We start from the raw sequence: 22,517 nt of genomic DNA on the forward strand, positions 1-22,517 counted from the left end.
TCGCGGGTGTCTCCTGGGGCTTGACGCCCCGTCCGACGTTTCAAACTCTAGCCGATCCCCGCTCCGAAAAGCGAATCGACCGCAATCCGATAAAATGCGCACGCCGAATAAGCACCGAGCCGCACCGCGAGAACGCGAAAACGACCGGCACGAACCGGAAGTGGTGTTTCAAAGGATTGGCCGCCCCGGGACCGTCCGCGCAGATGCGTGTCCGGTGCTCCCTGCCAGGCAGCTCGAAGAACTGTACGCGCTTCGGCGGGCGGATGCAAACGGCATGCAGAAGGGCTGGTCGGCCCCGGGGAGAGGGGGTCGACCAGCCCTACTTCGGCCGCGAGGCTCAGCGGCCCGGGCTCAGCTGTTGGTGGGGAAGCCGAGGTTGATACCGCCGTGCGACGGATCCAGCCAGCGCTGGGTCACGGCCTTCCCGCGGGTGAAGAAGTGCACGCCGTCCGGGCCGTACGCGTGGGTGTCGCCGAAGAGCGAGGCCTTCCAACCGCCGAAGGAGTAGTAGGCGACCGGCACCGGGATCGGCACGTTGATGCCGACCATGCCGACCTCCACCTCGAACTGGAAGCGCCGGGCCGCGCCGCCGTCGTTGGTGAAGAGAGCGGTGCCGTTGCCGTACGGGTTGGCGTTGATGAGCGCCAGGCCCTCCTCGTAGGAGGCCACCCGCACGACCGAGAGGACCGGGCCGAAGATCTCGTCGTTGTAGACGGACATGCCGGGCTTCACGTGGTCGAACAGCGTGGGGCCGAGCCAGAAGCCGTCCGCGGTCGGGGCGCCGTTCTCGTCCTCGGTGGTGATCGGGTGCTTGCGGCCGTCCACGGCGAGCTCGGCGCCGTCGGCGAGGCCGGACTCGACGTAGGAGGTGACCTTGTCGCGGTGCTGGCCGGTGACCAGCGGGCCCATCTCGGAGTCGCCGTTGCAGCCGGGGCCGACCTTCAGGCCGGCCATCCGCTGCTTGATCTTGTCGACCAGCTCGTCGCCGATCGGGTCGACCGCGACCAGGACGGAGACGGCCATGCAGCGCTCGCCTGCCGCGCCGAAGCCGGCGTTGACGGCGGCGTCGGCGGCGAGGTCGAGGTCGGCGTCCGGCAGGACCAGCATGTGGTTCTTGGCGCCGCCCAGGGCCTGCACGCGCTTGCCGTAGCGGGTGCCGGTCTCGTAGACGTAGCGGGCGATCGGGGTGGAGCCGACGAAGCTGACGGACTTGATGTCCGGGTGCTCCAGCAGGCGGTCGACGGCCACCTTGTCACCGTGCACGACGTTGAAGACGCCGTCCGGCAGCCCGGCCTCCTTCCACAGCTCGGCCAGGAAGTTGGCGGCCGACGGGTCCTTCTCCGAGGGCTTCACCACGACGGTGTTACCGGCCGCGATGGCGATCGGGAAGAACCACATCGGCACCATCGCCGGGAAGTTGAACGGCGAGATGATCGCGACCGGTCCGAGCGGCTGGCGGATCGAGTAGACGTCGATGCCGGTGGAGGCCTGCTCGGTGAAGCCGCCCTTGAGCAGCTGCGGGATGCCGCAGGCGTACTCGACGACCTCCAGGCCGCGGGCGATCTCGCCCAGCGCGTCCGAGTGGACCTTGCCGTGCTCGGACACGATGATCGAGGCCAGCTCGTCCCGGCGGGCGTTCAGCAGCTCGCGGAAGGCGAAGAGCACCGTGGTCCGCCTGGCCACCGAGGCGGTGCGCCACTCGGCGAAGGCCGAGGCGGCGGCGGCCACGGCCTGGTCGACCTCGGCGATCTCGGCGAAGTCGACGTGGCCGGAGACCTGGCCGGTGGCCGGATCGAAGATGTCACCGCGGCGGGGCGCCGCGCCGGCGGTGGCGACGGGGCCGCCGCCGATCCAGTGAATGATGTGCTTGCTCAAGGTCCGTCTGCCTCCGAAGTCCCGGGCGGCGTCCTGCCACCGGTCCGGTCTGGCGCCGCCCCCGCGAGGGTTGGGCGACGGGAATGCACGGGGCTACCGCGCTCATCTCCCAGTCTGGTGGCCGTCCCGGCGAGGCTCAACGAACAGGCTGACGGGGATCGCGGATTCAGCCTTACAGGTCGTCCGGTCGCTACTCCGAACGCGTGAACCCCCAGCCCATGACTCAGGACTCCTCGTCCTCCAGGTAGGGGTCGTGCAGCCCGTCCGCCGCCTCCTGGGTCTCCAGCAGGTCCAGCCGCAGATCCTGTGCCCAGGCCAGCGCCCACCGCTTCAGCCCGTCCACCGACCCGGCCTCGACGCCCCGGGCGCGGAACCGGCCGTCCGCGGCCTCGGCCAGCGTCTCCAGTCGGTCGGCGAGCGCGGACGGCTGGAACTCCGGGTCCAACTCTCCAGCCAGCGCGAGCAGTTCGCCCTCCCGGTAGCAGCGGGTGAGGGCGTGCACGTCGATCAGGTCGCGCGGCATGCCCCGGTCGACCAGCAGCGCGGTGGTGAGCGCCGCCGCATCCTCCAGGGCGACCACCGGCAGCACCACCGGCGGCTCGTCCGGTGCCGGGGCGCCCAGGTCGAGCCGGACCGGCCGGTGGCCGAGCGGCTCCTTCCGCAGCTCCACCGAGTGGGTGCGCGCGCCCAGCGCCAGCCGTACGGTCAGCTGTTCCAGGCGCGGGGTGCCGGGCCGCTCGACGACTCCGCCGCCCGCCGCGCGGTAGGCCTCGGCCAGTGCGGCGCCCACCTCCGGCAGGTCGGCGCCGCCGGTCGCCAGGGTGAGCCCGTCCTGTGCGCAGGCCGCCACGCCGTGGGCACGCAGCGCGTGCCCACCGGCCAGCGCCAGTCCGTACCGGGCGCAGACGGGCGCGGCCAGGGCGGCCAGTCGCAGCTGGGCGCGGCCCGGTCGCAGGGCGGCGTCGACGGCGTGCGGAGCGGTGGTCACGCCTCCAGTCTGACGCGACCGCCCGCCCCGCGCGCCGCGCCGCGGGACGCTAGGGCGCTCACCAGCCGGTGAGTCCGGCCGCCGCCTCGTGCAGGGCGAACTCCAGGAACACCGGGTCGTTGAGCCGCCCGGAGCCGTCAGGCGGGACCAGCCATCGCACGCCCCGACTGCCGCGTTCGGGGTGCGGGACGACGATCCAGGTGCCCTCCCCGGCGCAGCGCACGCCGGTGCCGACCCAGCGGGCGGCGGTGCCGACCGGCACCAGGAAGCTGACGTGCTCGTCCCCGAAATCGGTGAGCACCGGGCCGCGGGAGCCCGTGTCCAGGACGTCCAGGGCGGGGCGCCCGAGCCGTCCGGGGACGGAGAGGACGTCCCAGCGGCGTCCCGCCGGTAGCAGCATCAGGCCCGGCCCGGAGCGTTCCCACTGTGCCCGGAAGGCCTCCGGGTCCGGTGCCACCTGGGCGAGCCAGTGCAGTCCGGTGCTCTCCATGTCGTGTCCCCGTTTCTCGCCGTTCGTCCTGGTCGGACGGCGGGAGACCGAGACCCGCCGTCACCAGGAAGAGGCGGACGGCGGGTCGCTCTTACACGGGTCCCTCTTACCCGGGTCGCGTGACGCGCTGGGCGGGGTCAGCTGTCGAAGCCGAGCCCCAGCCGGTCGAGCGTGCGCAGCCAGAGGTTGCGGTGGCCGCCGTTGCGGTCGGACCGCTCCAGCGACCGGGTGGTGATCTCGATCCCCGCCCAGCGCACCGGTTCGGGAGGGAACGGCAGCGGCTTGGAGCGCACCATGTCCAGCGAGGTGCGTTCGGTGCGCTCGCCGGCGAGCAGGTCGAGCATCACCTCGGCGCCGAAGCGGGTCGCGCCGACGCCGAGCCCGGTGTACCCGACCGCGTAGGCGACCTTGCCCCGGTACGCGGTGTCGAAGAACGCCGAGAACCGGCTGCAGGTGTCGATGGCGCCGCCCCAGGCGTTGGTGAAGCGCAGCCCCTCCAGCTGCGGGAAGCAGCGGAAGAAGTGGTTGGCCAGGGTGCGGAAGGTCTCCGGCCGCTGGTCGTACTCGTGCCGGACGTGGCCGCCGTAGTGGTAGACGGCGTCGTAGCCGCCCCAGAGGATCCGGTTGTCGGCGGAGAGCCGGAAGTAGTGGAACTTGTTGGCGCTGTCGCCCAGCCCCTGCCGGCCGCGCCAGCCGATCGCGGCGAGCTGCTCGTCGCCCAGCGGCTCGGTCATCAGCGCGTAGTCGTACACCGGCACGATGTACGGACGGACGCGCTTGAGCAGGGACGGGAAGACGTTGGTGCCGAGCGCGACCCGGCGGGCGAACACCCGGCCGTACGGGGTGCGGGCGGCCATGCCGCTGCCGTACTCGCGCAGGTCGGTGGCCCGGGTGTGTTCGAAGATCCGCACGCCCTGGCTCAGGCAGGCGTCCTTGAGGCCCCAGGCGAGCTTGGCGGGGTGGACCATCGCCACTCCCTCCTTGTCCCAGAGGCCGCCCAGGAAGGTCGGCGAGTTCACCTCGGCGCGCAGCTGGTCGGCGTCCAGGACGGTGAGGTCGAAGCCGTACCGGGCGACGGCCTCGGCGATCTCGTGCAGCTCCTCGACCTGGTGGGGCTGGGTGGCGACGTCGATCTCGCCGGTGCGCTCCCACTCGGCGTCGATGCCGTAGCGCTTGAGGGCGGCTTCGATGCCGTCGAGGTTGGCGGCGCCGAGGCGTTCCAGCTGGGCGAGTTCGGCGGGCCAGCGTTGCAGGCCGTTGCCGAAGCCGTGGGTGAGGCTGGCCGCGCAGAATCCGCCGTTGCGCCCGGACGCGGCCCACCCGACCTCGTTGCCCTCGACCAGCACGACGTCCAGTGAGGGGTCGCGTTCCTTGGCGATGAGGGCGGTCCACAGGCCGGAGTAGCCGCCGCCGACGACCAGCAGGTCGCAGGCGGTGTCGCCGACCAGGGCGGGCAACGCCTCCGGCCGACCGGGGTCCTCCAGCCAGAAGGGGGTGGGCCTGGCGTCACTGAGTGCGCGGGCGGAGTCCATGCATTATCAGCCACTTTCTGCGAATAGATGACGGTTGTGAGCCACCGCTGCCGGCCGTACGTCAGGTGGTGCGTCAGGCGGCGGCCTTCCGACGGTTGCCGATCCACTGCCCGACGACGGTCAGCGCGACCGCGGCGACGAACATCGCGGTGCCGATGACGTTCACCTGCACCGGGATGCCGCGCTGCGAGGCGCCCCAGACGAACATCGGGAAGGTGACCGTGGTCGGGCCCGAGTTGAACTGGGTGATGATGAAGTCGTCGAAGGAGAGCGCGAAGCTGAGCAGCGCACCGGCGGCGATGCCGGGGGCGGCCAGCGGCAGGGTGACCCTCAGGAAGGTCTGGGTGGGGGTCGCGTAGAGGTCCTGGGCGGCCTGTTCGAGCCTCGGGTCCATGCTCATCACGCGCGCCTTGACCGCCGTCACCACGAAGCTGAGGCAGAACATGATGTGCGCGATGAGGATGGTGGTGAAGCCGAACGGGATGCGCATGTTGAGGAACAGCGTCCCCAGCGAGGCGGCCATGACCACCTCGGGCATGGCCATCGGCAGGAAGATCATCGCGGTGGTGGCCGAGCGGCCGCGGAAGCGGTAGCGGGCCAGCGCGAAGGCGACCATGGTGCCGAGCACGGTGGCACCGATGGTGGCGAGCACCGCGATCTGCAGGCTGAGCGAGAGCGACTGGCACATGTCGGCCACGCCGCAGGGGTTGGTCCAGGCGTCGGTGGAGAACTCGTTCCACTCGTAGTTGAACTTGCCGACCGGCTTGTTGAACGAGAAGGCCAGCACGACCAGGTTGGGCAGCACCAGGTAGGCGAGGGCCAGCAGGCCGGCCAGCACCACCAGGTGGGCGCGGATCCACTTGGAAATCCGGGACATCAGACCAGTTCCTCCGTCCCGGCCTTGCGCATGTAGACCGTCACCATGCCCAGGATCAGGGCCATCAGGATGAAGCTCAGCGCGGCCGCCGTGGGGTAGTCGAGCACGTTCAGGAACTGCTTCTGGATGCCGTTGCCGACCATCTGCTCGCTCGGCGAGCCCAGCAGCTGGGCGTTGATGTAGTCGCCGGAGGCCGGGATGAAGGTGAGCAGGGTGCCCGCGACCACGCCCGGCAGCGAGATCGGGAAGGTGACCTTGCGGAAGGTGGTGAACGGCCGGGCGTACAGGTCGCCGGCCGCCTCGTGCAGCCGGGGGTCGATCCGCTCCAGTGAGGTGTACAGCGGCAGGATCATGAACGGCAGGAAGTTGTACGTCAGACCGCAGACCACGGCGAGCGGGGTGGCCAGCACCCGGTCCCCGGAGGTGAGGCCGAGCGCGTTGGTGACGTCCAGGACGTGCAGGGTGTTCAGTGCGCCGACCACCGGGCCGCCGTCGGACAGGATGGTCTTCCAGGCCAGCGTGCGGATCAGGAAGCTGGTGAAGAACGGCGCGATGACCAGGATCAGGATGACGTTGCGCCAGCGCCGGTTCGCCTTGAAGGCGATCGTGTACGCGAGCGGGTAGCCGACGGCCAGGCAGAGCACGGTGGCGATCGCCGCGTAGGAGAACGAGCGGACGAAGTGCCACTTGTACTCGACCAGGGCGTCCCAGTAGGTCGAGATGTGCCAGGTGACCTTGAATCCCTCTTCGAGCGAGCCGGTCTGCAGTGAGGTGGACGCCTGGTACACCATCGGCACGGCGAAGAAGACGACCAGCCAGGCGATGCCGGGCAGCAGCAGCCAGTACGGGGTGAGCTTGCGCCTCGGCTTCGGTTCCCGGCCCGACGACGGGCTGCGATCCGGGGGTACGGCCTGCGGCGGCGCGGCCGGGGTGGTGGCGGTCATGCGGCCTCCTCCGCGGTGCCCGCGTCGATCGCCTGCGAGGCGTCCAGGGCGAAGGAGTGCGCCGGGTTCCAGTGCAGCAGCACGGCGGCGCCGGGGACGATCCGGGCGTCGCGCTCCATGTTCTGCTCGAAGACGGTGACCTCCTGGCCGCCGTCGGTGCGCACCAGGTACTGGGTGGAGACGCCGATGAAGCTGGAGTCGACGACGGTGCCGACCAGCGTGTTGCGGCCCTCGGCGGCCTGCTCGGAGCCGTGGGTGATGGTGATCTTCTCCGGGCGCACGCCCAGGTGGACCCGCTTGGCGTCGGTGGCGCAGCGCGCCTTCGGCACGGCGAGGCGCGTGCCGGCCACGGTGAGCAGCAGGTCCTCGCCCGCGCCGCCGGTGACCTCGGCGGGCAGCAGGTTGGACTGGCCGAGGAAGTTGGCCACGAAGGTGGTGGCGGGGTTCTCGTACAGCTCGGCGGGCGCGCCCAGCTGTTCGACCCGGCCGCCGTTCATCACCGCGATGGTGTCGGCCATGGTCATGGCCTCCTCCTGGTCGTGGGTGACGTGCACGAAGGTGATGCCGACCTCGGTCTGGATCCGCTTGAGTTCCAGCTGCATCTGGCGGCGCAGCTTGAGGTCGAGGGCGCCGAGCGGCTCGTCCAGCAGCAGCACCTGGGGGTGGTTGATCAGCGCGCGGGCGACCGCGACGCGCTGCTGCTGGCCGCCGGAGAGCTGGTGCGGCTTGCGCCGGGCGTACTGGCCGAGCTCGACCAGCTCCAGCATCTCGTCGACCTGCTTCTTGACGTCCTTCCTGCCGCGCCGGCGCAGGCCGAAGGCGACGTTCTCGAAGATGTCCAGGTGCGGGAAGAGCGCGTAGCTCTGGAAGACGGTGTTCACCGGCCGCTTGTACGGGGGCAGGGCGGTGACGTCCTGTCCGCCGATCAGGACGGTGCCGCTGGTGGGCTCCTCCAGGCCGGCGATCATGCGCAGGGTGGTGGTCTTGCCGCAGCCGGAGGCGCCGAGCAGGGCGAAGAAGGAGCCCTGGGGGACGGTCAGGTCGAGCGGGTGGACGGCGGTGAAGGCGCCGTAGGTCTTGCCGATGCCGGTGAGGCGGACGTCGCCGCCGGCCGCGTCGCGCAGCTGGTCTGTCATGGGGTGTCTTCCTGGGTTTCTCGGCCGTGAACGGGGGTCAGGCGCCGATGAGCTTGGAGAACTTCTGCTCGAAGTCGCTCTCCTCGCTCTCGGTGAGCGTGCGGAACACGTGCGCCTTGGCCGCCATCTCGGGGGTGGGTACGACCAGCGGGTTGGCCGCGCTGTCCGGGGCGAGGGTGGCGAGCTCGTCCTTCATCCCGGTGACGGCGGAGACGTAGCCGATGCCCGCGACCAGCTGCGCCGCGATCTTCGGCTGATAGTAGAAGTCGATCAGCTTCTCCGCGTTCGTCTTGTGCCTGGCCTTGGCCGGGACCAGCATGTTGTCGGTCGAGGCGACGTAGCCCTTCTCCGGCACGACGAACTCGATGTCCGGGTTGTCGGCGCGCAGTTGGATCAGGTCACCGCCCCAGGCGACGCAGGCCGCGATGTCGCCGGAGGAGAGCTCCTGGCCGTAGTCGTTGCCGGTGAAGCGGCGGATCTGCTTGCTGTCGACGGCCTTCTGCAGCCGGGCGATCGCGGCGTCGTAGTCGTCGGCGGTGAACTTGGCCGGATCCTTGCCCAGGTCCAGCAGCACCATCCCGATGCTGTCGCGCATCTCCGAGAGGAAGGTGACCCGGCCCTTGAGCTCGGGGTCGTCCAGCAGTTGGGAGACGCTGGTGACCTCCTTCCCCTTGGTCGCCTTCTTGTTGTAGGCGACGACGACCTGGATGCCGGCCCACGGGTAGGAGTAGAGCCGGCCCGGGTCCCAGTCGGGGGCGCGGAAGCGGGCGTCGACGTTGGTGATCGCGGTGGTGACGTTCGCCGGGTTCAGCTTCTGCGCCCAGCCGAGCCGGATCAGCCGGGCGGCCATCCAGTCGGTGAGCACCACCAGGTCGCGGCCGGTGTCCTGGCCGGCCGCCAGCTGCGGTTTGACCTTGCCGAAGAACTCGACGTTGTCGTTGATGTCCTCGTTGTACTTGACCTCGATGCCGGTGGCCGCGGTGAAGGCGTCCAGGGTGCCGTGCTTCTGCTTGTCCTTCTCGTCGGTGTCCACGTACAGCGGCCAGTTGGAGAAGTCGACCTCCTTCTCGCTCTCCGAAAGGTCCTTGGCGGCGCCCGCGGTCGAGTCGCCGGTCGCCCGGGGAGCCGCCGGGATGCCGCAGGCGGCCAGGGTGCCCGCCCCGGCGGTCAGCGCGGCGGCGCGCAGCAGGGTGCGGCGGCCGACCGCGGCCCGACCGCCGGTCAGACTGCGTTCCCAGGCCCTGCGGACCGGTTCGGGCAGGCCGTCGGTGAGCTCGTTGAACGCCTTGAACGCCATGGATCGGGCCTCCTGGGGGAAGGGGGGTGCGTGGGGGAAGCACCCCGGTCCGGGGGTTATCTGTCGCCGAAGACGGTGCGGTGCCAGTCCTTGCGGGCCACCGCGGTGGTGTCGAACATGACGTGCTTGACCTGGGTGTACTCGTCCAGCGAGTACTGGGACATGTCCTTTCCGTAGCCGGACGCCTTGTACCCGCCGTGCGGCATCTCGCTGATGATCGGGATGTGGTCGTTGACCCAGACGCACCCGGCGGCGATCTCCCGGGTGGCGCGCAGCGAGCGGTGCACGTTGCCGGTCCAGGCGGAGGCGGCCAGGCCGTACGGGGTGTCGTTGGCCAGCCGCAGGCCCTCGTCGTCGCCGTCGAAGGGCAGCACGACCAGTACCGGGCCGAACACCTCCCCCTGGACCACCTCGCTGTCCTGGGCCGCGCCGGTGATCAGGGTCGGCGCGTAGTAGGCGCCCCGGGTGAGGTCGGTGCCGTCGTGGCCCCGCTCCGGCGCGGGGCCGCCGGTGACCACGGTGGCGTAGGAGCGGGCGCGCTCCACGAAGCCGGCCACCCGGTCCCGGTGGGTGTACGAGACCAGCGGGCCGAGGTCGGTGTGCGGATTGCGCGGGTCGCCGATCCGGATCGCCGCGTACAGCTCGGCCACCCCGGCCACGAAGGCCTCGTACAGCGGGCGCTGGACGTAGGCGCGGGTGGCGGCGGTGCAGTCCTGACCGCCGTTGATCAGCGAGGCGGCGACGGCGCCGTGCACCGCGGCGTCCAGGTCGGCGTCGTCGAAGACCACGAACGGGGCCTTGCCGCCGAGTTCGAGGTGGGTGCGCTTGACGCTCGCGGTGGCGAGTTCGGCGACCCGCCGGCCGACCGCGGTGGAGCCGGTGAAGGAGACCATCGCGACGTCGGGGTGGGCGACCAGGTGCTCGCCGGCCGTGCGCCCGGCGCCGGTGACCACGTTGACCACGCCGTCCGGGATGCCCGCCTCGGTGCAGGCCCGGGCGAACATCAGCGAGGTCAGCGGGGTCAGCTCGGCCGGCTTGAGCACGATGGTGTTGCCGGCGGCGATGGCCGGGAGGATCTTCCAGGCGGCCATCTGCAGCGGGTAGTTCCACGGCGAGATCGAGCCGACCACGCCGATCGCCTCGCGCCGCACGTAGGAGGTGTGGTCGCCGGAGTACTCGCCGGCCGCCTTGCCCTCCAGGTTGCGGGCGGCGCCGGCGAAGAAGGCGGTGTTGTCGATGGTGCCGGGGACGTCGAACTCGGTGGCCAGCTTGACCGGCTTGCCGGTCTGCGCGGTCTCGACCCGGGCGAGGTCCCGCGCCGCGTCGGTCAGTACGGCGGCCAGCCGGGTGAGCGCCTCGGACCGGGCGCCGGGGGTGGTGGAGGACCAGCCGGGCAGGGCGGCCTTCGCGGCGGCGACGGCGGTGTCCACGTCGGCGGCGGTGGCCAGCGCGACCTGCTCGACCACGCTGCCGTCGGCGGGGTTGACGACCTGGAAGGGTGCGCCGCCGCCCCGGCTCTGACGGCCCGCGATGTACTGCGCGCCCGCGCCGAAGTCGGTCAGGTCCATCTGGTTCCTCCAAGTGCCGGCGGTCCGACCGCACGCTGCGGGTTCGCGCTTCCGCCGTGGGGGTCTGCGGTCCCGCTGACCTTGCCCGTTGCGGGGTTGACGTGACAAGGGTCACTTCGGCAGTCTCGGCACGAAGGGCCTTACAGAGTGCAAGGCCCTTCGCAGGGCAACAGGTCGTCGCCGCGATGGATGATTTACCTGACACTCTGATCCCCCTGTTCCCGCTCCCCCGGCTCTGGAGGCCCGCGATGCTTCCCACCGTCGCCCGCGTGCTCGACCTGGAGGTGATGCGGCGCGGCCTGCCGCAGGTGGTGGCCGGCGCCGACCGCCTGGAGCGGCCGGTCCGCTGGGTCCATGTGAGCGAGCTGCCCGACGTCGCCGGGATGCTCCAGGGCGGCGAGCTGGTGCTGACCACCGGCATCGCGCTGCCCGAGGACCGCGCGGGCCTGGCCCGCTACGTCCGCGACCTGGACGAGGTCGGGGTGGCCGGCCTGGTGGTCGAGTTCGGGCGGCGCTACTTCGACTCGCTGCCGCGCGCCCTGGTGAACGCCGCCGAGCAATGCGGACTGCCACTGGTCGCACTCCGCCGCGAGGTGCGCTTCGTCGCCGTCACCGAGGCCGTGCACGCCCTGGTGGTCAACGCCCAGCTGGAGCAGTTGCGGGTCTCCGAGTCGGTGCACCAGGTGTTCAACGAGCTGGTGGTGGAGGGCGCCGAGCCGCCCGAGGTGATCCGCCAGGTGGCCGGGATGGCGGGCGCGCCGGTGGTCCTGGAGAACCTGGCCCACCAGGTGCTCGCCCACGACAGCGCCGGACGCCCGGAGGCCGAGCTGCTGGAGGACTGGGAGCGTCGCTCGCGCGGGGTCCGTCCGCCCGGCCGCACCGGCCACGACCCGCGCAGCGGCTGGCTGGTGACCACCGTCGGCGCCCGCGGCCAGGACTGGGGCCGGCTGGTGCTGGTCCAGGATCCGGGTCCGCTGCCGGAGGGCGAGGCCCACCCGCACGCCATGCTGCTGGAGCGCGGCGCCTCGGCGCTGGCGCTCAACCGGCTGGTGGTGCGCGACCGCGAGAGCCTGGAGCGGCAGACCCACCGCACCCTGCTCTCCGGCATCCTCACCCACGCGCTGACCGTCTCCGAGGTGGCCCTGCGCGCCCAGGCGCTCGGCGTCCCGCTGGAGGGGCGCCGGCTCGTCGGGGTGGTGCTGCGCCAACGCCGCGGGCCGATCCCGGCCGCGCTGGAGGCCCAGGCCCGGCTGCGCGACTTCACCGAACTGGCCGCCGGCGCGGTCCGGGCCTGCCGGCTGTCCGCCCTGGTCGGCGCGCTCGACGACGAGGGCGTGGGCCTGCTGATCGCGCTCGGCGCCCAGCAGGACGAGCACTCCGCGCTGGACTCCTTCTCGGCCACCCTGCGCCGGATGTCCGCCGACGCCGGCCGGGAGGGCGCCGACGCCCCCGGCCCGGTGGTCGCGGTCGGCTCCTCGGTCGGTTCGGTCCGCGACGCCCGGCGCACCCTGCTGGAGGCCGCCCAGGTCGCCGACGCGGCCCTGCACGACGCGCCCGGCGGCGGCCGGACCGCCTCCTACTACCGGCTGCCCGACGTCCGGCTGCGCGGCCTGCTCCACCTGCTGCGCGACGACGCCCGCCTGCAGACGTACGTGGAAAGGGAGTTGGGACCGCTGCTGGCCCACGACGCCGAGCACAACGGCCAGTTGGTGCAGATGCTGCGGATCTACCTGGAGCAGGGCCGGAACAAGTCGGCAGCGGCCGACGCCGCGCACCTGTCCCGGCCGTCCTTCTACGACCGGCTGCACAAGGTCGAGCGCATCCTCGGCGTCGACCTCGACCAGGTGGAGTCCTGCCTGTCCCTGCACGTGGCGCTGCTCGCGCTGGACGCCGTCCGCAGGTGAGCGTCGCGCCCCGGCGTCACACCCCGGTGATGCGCCCCCACACCTTGTGCAGCTCCGGCCGCTCGGCCGAGGTGACGTCGCGCATGCCGTGCAGCCGGGCGCGCATCTCCTCGGTCGGGAACACCAGCGGGTTCTCGGCGAGTTCGGCCTTGTCCTTGTCCCCGCTGTTCGCCAGCACCTCGCGGGCGGCCGGCACCGGGCAGATGTACTGGACGGCCGCGGCGAGTTCGGCCGCCACCTCCGGCTGGTAGTAGTAGTCGATCAGCAGCTCGGCGTTGCTCTTGTGGACGGCCCGGTTGGGGATCATCAGGCTCTCCGCCCACAGCTCGCCGCCCTCCTCCGGCACCAGGAAGGCGATGTCCGGGTTCTCGGCGGTGAGTTGGACGGCGTCGCCGGAGTAGGCCTGGCAGGCGACCGCGGCGCCGGAGGCGAGGTCGCTGGTGTAGTCGTTGCCGGTGAAGCGCCGGACGTGCCCGGTGTCGACCATCTTCTGCACCAGGTCCATCGCCCTGTGCGCGTCGTCGTCACTGAACCGCGAGATGTCCGCGCCCTGGGAGAGCATCAGCAGCCCGAGCGCCTCGTCCAGTCCGGCGAACAGCGTGATCCGGCCCTTGAGGTCGGGCGCCCACAGGTCGGCCGTGGACTTGAGCTCCCGGTCGAGCGCCTTGCGGTTGTACGCGATGCCCGTGATCCCGGACTGCCAGGGCGCGCTGCGCTTGCGCCCGGGGTCGAAGGCCGGGTCCGACAGCTGCGGGTCCAGGTTGGCGGTGACATGGGGAAGGTTGGCCCGGTCCATCGCCTGCACCCAGCCCAGCGAGACGTACCGCCCGGCCATCCAGTCGCTGATGACCATCAGGTCCCGGCCCGGGTCGGCGCCCTGGGTGAGCACCGGGCTGATCTTGCCGAAGAACTCGTCGTTGTCGTTGATGTCCTCGGTGTAGGTGACCGCGATCCCGGTCTTCTCGCTGAACGCGTCCAGGGTCGGGCGCCTGCCCTGGTCGTCGGTGTCGATGTACTGCGTCCAGTTGGAGAAGTTCAGCCGCTTGTCGCTCTCCGAGCGGTCCGGCGCCGAGCGGCGGTCCTCGGCGACGTACGCGGACGGGATGCCGCAGCCGGTCAGCGTCCCGGCGCCGAGCAGCGCGGTCCCGCCGAGCACGGAACGTCGGCGTAGGCGCGCGGGGCCCTGCGGGCGGTCGGGGGCGGGGCGGCGGATCAGGGTGGAGCTGCTGGGCATGTGGGACCTTCCAGAGCGTGGGACGGCCCCGGACACGGGTGCCCGGGGCCGTCCTGGGAGGCACGTCAGACAGCGTGCGCGTCGGTGAGCGACAGCACCTCGTCCAGCACCGCGAGGCCGGCCTTGGCCTCCTCCTCGGTGACGGTGCACGGCGGGACGACGTGGAAGCGGTTCATGTTGACGAACGGCCAGAGCCCGCGCTGCTTGCAGGCGGCGGCCAGCTCGGCCATCGGCGCGTTGTCGGCGCCCGCGGCGTTGTACGGGACGAGCGGCTCGCGGGTCTCCCGGTCCTTGACCAGGTCGAGCGCCCAGAACACGCCCAGACCGCGCACCTCGCCGATCGAGGGGTGCCGCTCGGCCAACTCGCGCAGGCCCGGGCCGAGCACCGTCTCGCCGATGTGCTTGGCGTTCTCGACGATGCCCTCCTCCGCCATCGCGTTGATGGTGGCCACCGCCGAGGCGCAGGCCAGCGGGTGTCCGGAGTAGGTGAGCCCACCGGGGAACGGCCGCTCGGCGAAGGTGGCGGCGATCTCGGTGTTGATCGCCACGCCGCCCAGCGGCACGTAGCCCGAGTTGACGCCCTTGGCGAAGGTCATGAGGTCCGGGACGACGCCCCAGTGGTCGGCGGCGAACCACTCGCCGGTGCGGCCGAAGCCGGCCATCACCTCGTCCAGGATGAACACGATCCCGTGGCGGTCGCAGATCTCCCGCACCCCGGCCAGGTACCCCGCCGGCGGGATCAGGATGCCCGCGGTGCCGACCACCGTCTCCAGGATGACCGCCGCGACCGTACCCGGCCCCTCGAAGGCGATCACCTGCTCCAGGTGCGACAGCGCGCGCTCGCACTCCTGCGCCTCGTTCTCGGCGTGGAAGTTGGAGCGGTAGGGGTACGGGCCCCAGAAGTGCACCACACCGGAGACGCCGGTCTCGTTGGCCCAGCGCCGCGGGTCGCCGGTGAGGGCGATCGCGTTGGCGGTGGCACCGTGGTACGAGCGGTAGGTGGACAGCACCTTCTGCCGGCCGGTGTGCAGCCGGGCCAGCCGGATGGCGTTCTCGACGGCCTCGGCGCCGCCGTTGGTGAAGAAGATCTTGTTCAGGTCGCCCGGGGTGCGCTCGGCGATCAGCCGGGCGGCCTCGCTGCGCGACTCGACCGCGAAGCCGGGGGCGACGGTGCAGAGCTTCGCCGCCTGCTCCTGGATCGCGGCGACCACCTTCGGGTGCTGGTGGCCGATGTTGGTGTTGACCAGCTGCGAGGAGAAGTCGAGGTAGCGGTTGCCGTCGTAGTCCCAGAAGTACGAGCCCTCGGCGCCGGCCACCGCGAGGGGGTCGATCAGCGCCTGGGCGGACCACGAGTGGAAGACGTGCGCGCGGTCGGCGGCCTTGACGGCCTGGCCGGCGGCTGAGTCAGCGGTGGGGATGCTCATGCCGGTAAGGCTAGGGCCGCCGGTCCCCGAAGTGCAGTTTCATCCTGTCAGTCGGTCACGCCACCCGCCGACAGGGTGCAAAGCGACAGGGCCCGGGTCGAAAAGACCCGGGCCCCTTGTCAGTTCAGACGAGTTCCGACCGAGACCGGATCGCGGTCATACCGCGCCCGATGGTCACGACCCGCTAGATCGCGGTCATACCGCACTCGATGGTCACGACCCGCTAGATCGCGGTCATGACGTGCTTCACGCGGGTGTAGTCCTCGAAGCCGTACGCCGACAGGTCCTTGCCGTAGCCGGACTTCTTGAAGCCACCGTGCGGCATCTCGGCGACCAGCGGGATGTGGGTGTTGATCCAGACGCAGCCGAAGTCCAGGCGGCGCGACATCCGCATGGCGCGGGCGTGGTCCTTGGTCCACACCGAGGAGGCCAGCGCGTACTCGACGCCGTTGGCGTACTCGACGGCCTGGTCCTCGTCGGTGAACTTCTGCACGGTGATGACCGGGCCGAAGACCTCGTTCTGGATGATCTCGTCGTCCTGCTGCAGGCCGGAGACGACGGTCGGGGCGTAGAAGTAGCCCTTGTCGCCGACCCGGTGGCCACCGGCCTCGACCTTGGCGTGGGCGGGCAGCCGCTCGATGAAGCCGACCACCTGCTTCAGCTGGTTGGCGTTGTTCAGCGGGCCGTACAGCACGTCCTCGTCGTCCACGCCGCCGGTCTTGGTCTCGGCCGCGGCCTTGGCCAGCGCCTCGACGAAGGCGTCGTGGATCGACTCGTGCACCAGCACGCGGGTGGCGGCGGTGCAGTCCTGGCCGGCGTTGAAGTAGCCGGCCACCGAGATGCCCTCGACGGCCTCGGCGATGTCGGCGTCCTCGAAGACCACGACCGGGGCCTTGCCGCCCAGCTCCAGGTGGACGCGCTTGACGTCCTTGGAGGCCGACTCGGCGACCTGGATGCCGGCCCGGACCGAACCGGTGATGGAGGCCATCGCCGGGGTCCTGTGCTCGACCATCAGCTTGCCGGTCTCGCGGTCACCGCAGATGACGTTGAAGACGCCGGCCGGCAGCTCCAGCTCCTTGAGGATGCCGCCGATGATCTCGGCCAGCAGCACGGTGGAGGCCGGGGTGGTGTCCGAGGGCTTCAGCACGACGGTGTTACCGGCGGCGATGGCCGGGGCGAACTTCCAGACCGCCATCATCATCGGGTAGTTCCACGGCGCGACCTGGGCACAGACACCCACCGGCTCGCGGCGGACGATCGAGGTCATCCCGTCCATGTACTCACCGGCGGCCTTGCCCTCCAGCAGGCGGGCGGCACCGGCGAAGAAGCGGATCTGGTCCACCATCGGGCCGATCTCCTCGGAGAGGGTCAGCGCGCGGGGCTTGCCGGTGTTGCGCACCTCCGCGTCGACGATCTCGTCGGCCCGCGCCTCGACCGCGTCGGCGATCTTGAGCAGCAGCTTCTGCCGGGTGCTCGGGGTGGCGTCGCGCCAGATCGGGAACGCGGCGGCGGCGGAGGCCATGGCCGCGTCCACGTCAGCGGCACCGGACAGCGGCGACGTCGCGTACACCTCGCCGGTCGCCGGGTCGACGATGTCGAGCGTGCGGCCGTCAGCCGCGTCGACGAACTCACCGTTGATGTAGTTGCGCAGCGTGCGAAGGTCGCTCACGGGTCTCTCCTCGGTCTGGGCCTGCGGCGTTGCAGATTCCGGCGCCATGGTACGTCGGCGGATCCGGCCTACGAAGGGTGCCGAGTGGCCGGGCCCGAAGCGGCGCGGTCCACTGGTGGCGGAACGCACGCCGCCGTGCGGGGGCGCGCGCGTACCGTGTCAGGGTAGCCGCAGGACTGCCGGGATCGACAGGCCGGAGTCACATCGGCGATGAAATCCGCATGGGATTTCCAAGATCGCGACGAAATCAGCAGTTTCCACGCTTGCGAACAAGGGAACGATCAGGCACAGTGGCCGCGTGGCCAACCGCGACCGGAACGTGAGCGTTCCCCTCGACGCCGCCTCCAAGGCGATCATCGAGCAGCTCCAGGAGGACGGGCGCCGCCCGTACGCCGCCATCGGCAAGGCCGTCGGCCTGTCCGAGGCAGCCGTACGGCAGCGCGTCCAGAAGCTGCTCGACCAGGGCGTGATGCAAATCGTCGCCGTCACGGACCCGCTCACCGTCGGCTTCACCCGCCAGGCGATGGTCGGCATCCGGGTCGAGGGCGACATCGAGCCTGTCGCCGACGCGCTGGCCGCCCTCGACGAGGTCGACTACGTCGTCTGCACCGCAGGCTCGTTCGATCTCCTGGCCGAACTGGTCTGCGAGGACGACGAGCACCTGCTCGAACTGATCAACAAGCGCATCCGCGCGCTTCCCGGCGTGCGGAGCACCGAGAGCTTCGTTTACCTGAAGCTCCGGAAACAGACCTACACCTGGGGCACCCGATGACAGCCGACCCGGCGCAGAAGGACCTTTCCAAGACCGCCTACGACCACCTGTGGATGCACTTCACCCGCATGTCGTCGTACGAGAACTCCCCCGTGCCGACCATCGTCAAGGGCGAGGGCACGTACATCTGGGACGACAAGGGCCGGAAGTACATCGACGGCCTGGCCGGCCTGTTCGTCGTGCAGGCCGGTCACGGCCGCACCGAGCTCGCCGAGGTCGCCGCCAAGCAGGCCAAGGAACTCGCGTTCTTCCCGATCTGGAGCTACGCGCACCCCAAGGCCGTCGAGCTGGCCGAGCGCCTGGCCAACTACGCCCCGGGCGACCTGAACAAGGTCTTCTTCTCCACCGGTGGCGGCGAGGCCGTCGAGACCGCCTGGAAGCTCGCCAAGCAGTACTTCAAGCTGACCGGCAAGCCGACCAAGTACAAGGTCATCTCCCGCGCCATCGCCTACCACGGCACCCCGCAGGGCGCGCTGTCCATCACCGGCCTGCCGGGCCTGAAGGCCCCGTTCGAGCCGCTGGTGCCGGGCACCCACAAGGCCCCGAACACCAACATCTACCGCGCCCCGCACTACCTCGAGGGCCCCGACGGCACCGTCGACCCCGAGGCGTACGGCCGCTGGTGCGCCGACCAGGTCGAGGAGGCCATCCTCTTCGAGGGCCCCGAGACCGTCGCCGCCGTCTTCGTCGAGCCGGTGCAGAACGCCGGTGGCTGCTTCCCGCCGCCGCCCGGCTACTTCCAGCGTCTGCGCGAGATCTGCGACCGCCACGACGTGCTGCTGGTCTCGGACGAGGTCATCTGCGCCTTCGGCCGCCTCGGCACCATGTTCGGCGCCGACAAGTTCGGCTACGTGCCGGACATGATCACCTGCGCCAAGGGCATGACCTCGGGCTACTCCCCGATCGGCGCCACGATCATCTCGGACCGCATCGCCGAGCCGTTCTACAAGGGTGACAACACCTTCCTGCACGGCTACACCTTCGCCGGCCACCCGGTCTCCTCGGCCGTGGCACTCGCCAACCTCGACATCTTCGAGCGCGAGGGCCTGAACCAGCACGTCCTCGACAACGAGTCGCGCTTCCTGGGCACCCTGAGCAAGCTGCGCGACCTGCCGATCGTCGGCGACGTCCGCGGCAACGGCTACTTCTACGGCATCGAGCTCGTGAAGGACAAGGCCACCAAGGAGACCTTCAACGACGAGGAGACCGAGCGCGTGCTCTACGGCTTCCTCTCGAAGGCCCTCTTCGACAACGGCCTGTACTGCCGCGCCGACGACCGTGGCGACCCGGTCGTCCAGCTGGCCCCGCCGCTGATCTCCGACCAGTCGACCTTCGACGAGATCGAGCAGATCCTGCGGACCAGCCTCACCGACGCGTGGGCGAAGCTCTGATCCCCTGAGCCCTCTTCCCCACCCTCCGCCGAAGGGCGGCCCCGATCCCCGGGGCCGCCCTTCGGCGTCCGCGCTCCGATGACCCGTCAACATCACAGTCGTACGACCAAACATGCCTGAATGCGGGTGATTTGCCCGTGATGGACCAGTGCGCCGCAACCGCGCGAGGCCCCGGTCGTTCTAATCTGACGACTGTCATATCCCTGCGGCACCCAGGATGGAACCTCATGTCAGCGGCACCGCCTGACAACGACGTGCTGTGGGCCCGAGGGATCGTCAAGTCCCACTACGGCACCCCCGCGCTGCGCGGCATCTCGATCGGCGTCCGCGACGGCGAGGTGCTCGCCGTCACCGGCCCGCGCGGCTCCGGCAAGAGCACCCTGCTCGGCTGCCTCTCCGCCCAGCTCCCGGTCGACGAGGGCGAGGTCTGGTTCAACAGCTCGCCCGTGCACACCCTCGGCCGCGCCGGCCGCGAACGGCTGCGCCGCGACCGCTTCGGCTTCGTCGGCTCCGAACCTCACCTGGTGCCCGAACTGACCGCCCGTGAGAACGTCGCCCTGCCGCTGCTCCTCGCCGGGGCCGGCAACAAGGCCGCCTACACCGCCGCCGACGAGTGGCTGGAGCGCCTCGACGTCGGCGAGATCGGCCGGCAGCGCCCCGAGCGGCTGGTCCAGAGCCAGCGCCAGCGGATCGCCGTCGCCCGCGCCCTCGCCCCGCTGCCGCCGGTCGTCTTCGCCGACGACCCCACCGCCCCGCTGCACCGCGAGGCCGCCGACCAGGTGCTGCGGATACTGACCAGCGCGGCCCGCTCGCACCAGCTCACCCTCGTCCTGGCCACCCACGACCCCGAGCTCGTCCGGTTCGCGGACCGCGCCGTCGCCCTCGTCGACGGACGGCTCACCGCCCCCGCTGCCCCTGTCCCGCGCGGCACCGCCGCCCCGGGGACGACCGGTGCGTCCGCCGTCACGGCCACCCGACGCTGACGACGCCCAGCCGCTGAAAGAGTCGACGTGTTCTACCTCCGTCTGGCCCGGGGCTACCGGGTGCCCGACCTCGGCCGCTGGCTGCTCACCGCACTGGCCGCCGCCGTCGTCGCCGCGTTCCTGCTGCGCTCCCTCGGCCGGGCGCTGAGCGAACCGCTCGGCGGCACCGACGCGCTGGTCCGACTGCTCTGGTGCCTGCCCCCGCTGGCCGCCGTCGCCTGGTTCGCGGCCGTCGCCGCCCGCTCGGTGCCCGCCCGACGGCCCGAGCGGATCGCCGGACTCACCGCCGCCGGGGCCGGCTCCCGCAGGATCCGCGCCCTGATCGCCAGCGAGGTCGCCCTCGCCTGCACCCTCGGCAGCGTGCTGACCCTGCTGCTCTTCCTGGTCCTGCGCAACGACATCGCGGGGCCCTCGCTCGCCCCTGACCTCGGCATGGGCGTCCCGCTGCCGGCCGCCGCGCCCGTCACGCTGCTCGCCCTGGTCCCGATCACCGCCGGCATCGCCGCCGCCTGCGCGGTGCCCGTCGCCGACACCCTGCCCGGCGGCCGCGCCCTCAGCCCGACCGGCTTCGGCATCTGGCGGATCGCCCTGCCGATCGGACTGGTGGTGATCGGCGCCGCGCTCGAACTCATCGCGTTGCGGCCCGATGCCGAGTCCGACGGCCGCCCGATCCACCTGCCCGCCGGACTCGGCACCACCAGCACCGCCGCCCTCGGCGGCTGGGCCGCCAGCGCGCTCGGGCTCACGCTGCTCACCGGCCCGCTGCTCGCCTGGACCGGACGGCTGCTCGCCCTCGGCCGGCCCACCCCGCTGCGGCTGCTCGCCGGTCGGGGCCTGACCGCCCAGGCCCGCCGCCTCGGCCCGCCGCTGGCCGTCCTCACCCTCGTCGTCGCGCTGGTGCTCACCACCATCCGCTACTGGATCGGCACGCCCGGAAGCGCCGACGTACTGCCCGCCGTCGAGGCCTGCCTGGTGCTCGGCTGCGCGGCCGCCGCGGTGGTCTCCCGACTGGCCGAGGTCCGCACCGACCGGCGCGAGGTCACCGACGCGCTGCTGCGCCTCGGCACCTCGCCGCGGCTGTTGTTCGGCGCGGTCCTGCTGCGCATCCTGGCGGTCGGCACCACGCTGCTGCTGACCGGCGGGGCGACCGCCGCGCTGGCGGCCGCCGGGCTGCGCTAGCCGGTCCTCCCGTCGTGGGGCTCAGCCGGCCGCGGCGAGCTGGCCGCAGGCGCCGTCGATCTCCTGGCCGCGGGTGTCGCGGACCGTCGTCGGCACGCCGTGGGACTGGAGCCGGCGGACGAACTCGCGCTCGTCCTCGGGCCGGGAGGCCGTCCACTTGGAACCCGGGGTCGGGTTCAGCGGGATCAGGTTGACGTGCACCCGGTGGTTCTTGATCAGCCGGCCGAGCAGGTCGGCGCGCCAGGCCTGGTCGTTGATGTCCTTGATCAGCGCGTACTCGATGGAGATCCGGCGGCCGGACTTCTCCGCGTAGTTCCAGGCCGCGTCCAGCACCTCGGCGACCTTCCACCGGGTGTTCACCGGGACCAGCTCGTCGCGCAGCTCGTCGTCCGGGGCGTGCAGCGACAGCGCCAGACGGCAGCTGAGGCCCTCGTCGGCCAGCCGGTTCATCGCCGGGACGAGGCCGACGGTGGAGACGGTGATGCCGCGCTGGGACAGGCCGAAGCCGTCCGGCGCCGGGTCGGTCAGCCGGCGGATCGCGGCCAGCACCCGGTTGTAGTTGGCCAGCGGCTCGCCCATGCCCATGAAGACCACGTTGGACAGCCGCGCCTCGCCGCCGGGGATCTCACCGACCTTGAGCGCGCGCATCCCGGCGGCGATCTGCTCGACGATCTCGGCAGTGGACAGGTTGCGGGTCAGCCCGGCCTGGCCGGTGGCGCAGAACGGACAGTTCATGCCACAGCCGGCCTGCGAGCTGATGCACATGGTGACCCGGTCCGGGTAGCGCATCAGCACCGACTCGACGAGGGTGCCGTCGAACAGCTTCCAGAGCGTCTTGCGGGTGGTGTCGTCGTCGCAGGAGACGTGCCGCACCACCGACATCAGCTCGGGCAGCAGGGTCTCGGTGAGCTTCTCCCGGCTGGCGGCGGGGATGTCCGTCCAGCTCGCCGGATCGTTGGACATCCGGCCGAAGTAGTGGTTGGAGAGCTGCTTGGCGCGGAACGGCTGCTCGCCCAGCTCGGCGACGGCCTCCTTGCGCTCGGCGGGGCTCAGGTCGGCGAGGTGTCGCGGGGGCTTGGCGCCGCGCGGCGCGACAAAGGTGAGTTCTCCGGGCTTAGGCATGGTTGTTCCAGTGTCGCAGACGCGCGGGGGGGGCGGGCCGCCGGGGGGCGGGGGGCGCGCCCCCGGGTTAAAAAAAAAAAAACAACCACCCCAAAAAAAAAAAGAGATTAGGGAGGTGGGGGGTGGTTGAAT

The 22,517-nt window shown here is 71.3% G+C and carries 18 protein-coding genes; 5 read left to right on the plus strand and 13 right to left on the minus strand.

Features of this window, described 5'->3' with window-relative positions:
• Positions 1 to 351: 351 nt before the first annotated feature.
• From ACFVWU_RS38085 to ACFVWU_RS38125, 9 genes are all read right to left on the minus strand, one after another.
• Positions 352 to 1,875: a CoA-acylating methylmalonate-semialdehyde dehydrogenase gene (locus ACFVWU_RS38085; protein WP_387629648.1), complete on the minus strand. Its 1,524-nt coding sequence runs from the start codon at positions 1,873 to 1,875 to the stop codon at positions 352 to 354.
• Positions 1,876 to 2,098: 223 nt separating this feature from the next.
• Complete coding sequence (locus ACFVWU_RS38090; protein ID WP_387629650.1) at positions 2,099 to 2,863, minus strand: hypothetical protein; 765 nt, start codon at positions 2,861 to 2,863, stop codon at positions 2,099 to 2,101.
• A 58-nt stretch (positions 2,864 to 2,921) separates the two neighbouring features.
• Positions 2,922 to 3,353: a bifunctional DNA primase/polymerase gene (locus tag ACFVWU_RS38095; RefSeq protein ID WP_387629653.1), complete on the minus strand. Its 432-nt coding sequence runs from the start codon at positions 3,351 to 3,353 to the stop codon at positions 2,922 to 2,924.
• 137 nt (positions 3,354 to 3,490) lie between these two features.
• Complete coding sequence (locus ACFVWU_RS38100; protein ID WP_387629655.1) at positions 3,491 to 4,885, minus strand: NAD(P)/FAD-dependent oxidoreductase; 1,395 nt, start codon at positions 4,883 to 4,885, stop codon at positions 3,491 to 3,493.
• 73 nt (positions 4,886 to 4,958) lie between these two features.
• On the minus strand, positions 4,959 to 5,762 hold the full coding sequence (locus tag ACFVWU_RS38105; protein WP_387629657.1) for an ABC transporter permease: 804 nt from the start codon (positions 5,760 to 5,762) through the stop codon (positions 4,959 to 4,961).
• Positions 5,762 to 6,706 (minus strand): ABC transporter permease, encoded by a 945-nt coding sequence (locus ACFVWU_RS38110; protein WP_387629659.1) that lies wholly within the window; start codon positions 6,704 to 6,706, stop codon positions 5,762 to 5,764. The genes ACFVWU_RS38105 and ACFVWU_RS38110 overlap by 1 nt, the downstream gene beginning before the upstream one ends.
• Positions 6,703 to 7,842: an ABC transporter ATP-binding protein gene (locus ACFVWU_RS38115; RefSeq protein ID WP_387629661.1), complete on the minus strand. Its 1,140-nt coding sequence runs from the start codon at positions 7,840 to 7,842 to the stop codon at positions 6,703 to 6,705. The genes ACFVWU_RS38110 and ACFVWU_RS38115 overlap by 4 nt, the downstream gene beginning before the upstream one ends.
• A 37-nt stretch (positions 7,843 to 7,879) precedes the next feature.
• The gene (locus ACFVWU_RS38120; RefSeq protein WP_387629662.1) at positions 7,880 to 9,139 is read right to left on the minus strand and encodes a spermidine/putrescine ABC transporter substrate-binding protein; all 1,260 of its coding nucleotides are present in this window, start codon (positions 9,137 to 9,139) and stop codon (positions 7,880 to 7,882) included.
• 56 nt (positions 9,140 to 9,195) lie between these two features.
• Positions 9,196 to 10,707 (minus strand): gamma-aminobutyraldehyde dehydrogenase, encoded by a 1,512-nt coding sequence (locus ACFVWU_RS38125; protein WP_387629664.1) that lies wholly within the window; start codon positions 10,705 to 10,707, stop codon positions 9,196 to 9,198.
• 248 nt (positions 10,708 to 10,955) lie between these two features.
• Between ACFVWU_RS38125 and ACFVWU_RS38130 the strand changes: the two genes are divergently transcribed.
• Positions 10,956 to 12,611, plus strand: coding sequence for a PucR family transcriptional regulator (locus ACFVWU_RS38130; protein ID WP_387629666.1), 1,656 nt, complete (start codon positions 10,956 to 10,958; stop codon positions 12,609 to 12,611).
• Positions 12,612 to 12,627: 16 nt separating this feature from the next.
• Here the strand turns inward: ACFVWU_RS38130 and ACFVWU_RS38135 are convergent, their stop codons facing one another.
• The 3 genes from ACFVWU_RS38135 to ACFVWU_RS38145 all read right to left on the minus strand — a co-directional run bounded on the left by ACFVWU_RS38135 (position 12,628) and on the right by ACFVWU_RS38145 (position 16,986).
• A complete protein-coding gene (locus ACFVWU_RS38135) occupies positions 12,628 to 13,845 on the minus strand; it encodes a spermidine/putrescine ABC transporter substrate-binding protein (RefSeq protein ID WP_387629667.1) in 1,218 nt (405 codons plus the stop codon).
• A gap of 65 nt (positions 13,846 to 13,910) precedes the next feature.
• Positions 13,911 to 15,269, minus strand: a complete 1,359-nt coding sequence (locus tag ACFVWU_RS38140) for an aspartate aminotransferase family protein (RefSeq protein ID WP_387629668.1) — start codon at positions 15,267 to 15,269, stop codon at positions 13,911 to 13,913.
• 223 nt (positions 15,270 to 15,492) lie between these two features.
• The gene (locus tag ACFVWU_RS38145) at positions 15,493 to 16,986 is read right to left on the minus strand and encodes a gamma-aminobutyraldehyde dehydrogenase (protein WP_387629669.1); all 1,494 of its coding nucleotides are present in this window, start codon (positions 16,984 to 16,986) and stop codon (positions 15,493 to 15,495) included.
• Positions 16,987 to 17,236: 250 nt separating this feature from the next.
• Between ACFVWU_RS38145 and ACFVWU_RS38150 the strand changes: the two genes are divergently transcribed.
• The 4 genes from ACFVWU_RS38150 to ACFVWU_RS38165 all read left to right on the plus strand — a co-directional run bounded on the left by ACFVWU_RS38150 (position 17,237) and on the right by ACFVWU_RS38165 (position 21,263).
• A complete protein-coding gene (locus tag ACFVWU_RS38150; protein WP_387629672.1) occupies positions 17,237 to 17,710 on the plus strand; it encodes an Lrp/AsnC family transcriptional regulator in 474 nt (157 codons plus the stop codon).
• Positions 17,707 to 19,101, plus strand: coding sequence for an aspartate aminotransferase family protein (locus tag ACFVWU_RS38155; protein WP_387629674.1), 1,395 nt, complete (start codon positions 17,707 to 17,709; stop codon positions 19,099 to 19,101). Before ACFVWU_RS38150 ends, ACFVWU_RS38155 begins: the two co-directional genes overlap by 4 nt.
• Before the next feature lie 227 nt (positions 19,102 to 19,328).
• Positions 19,329 to 20,084: an ABC transporter ATP-binding protein gene (locus ACFVWU_RS38160; protein ID WP_387629677.1), complete on the plus strand. Its 756-nt coding sequence runs from the start codon at positions 19,329 to 19,331 to the stop codon at positions 20,082 to 20,084.
• A 27-nt stretch (positions 20,085 to 20,111) separates the two neighbouring features.
• Positions 20,112 to 21,263 (plus strand): hypothetical protein, encoded by a 1,152-nt coding sequence (locus tag ACFVWU_RS38165; protein WP_387629679.1) that lies wholly within the window; start codon positions 20,112 to 20,114, stop codon positions 21,261 to 21,263.
• A 21-nt stretch (positions 21,264 to 21,284) separates the two neighbouring features.
• Here ACFVWU_RS38165 and rlmN read toward each other — a convergent pair whose 3' ends face one another.
• Entirely contained in the window at positions 21,285 to 22,385 is a 1,101-nt protein-coding gene (gene rlmN / locus ACFVWU_RS38170) for a 23S rRNA (adenine(2503)-C(2))-methyltransferase RlmN (protein WP_387629681.1), read from the minus strand.
• Positions 22,386 to 22,517: the final 132 nt, after the last annotated feature.

The sequence above is a fragment of the Kitasatospora sp. NPDC058190 genome (assembly GCF_042883685.1).
Classification (GTDB): Bacteria; Actinomycetota; Actinomycetes; order Streptomycetales; family Streptomycetaceae; genus Kitasatospora.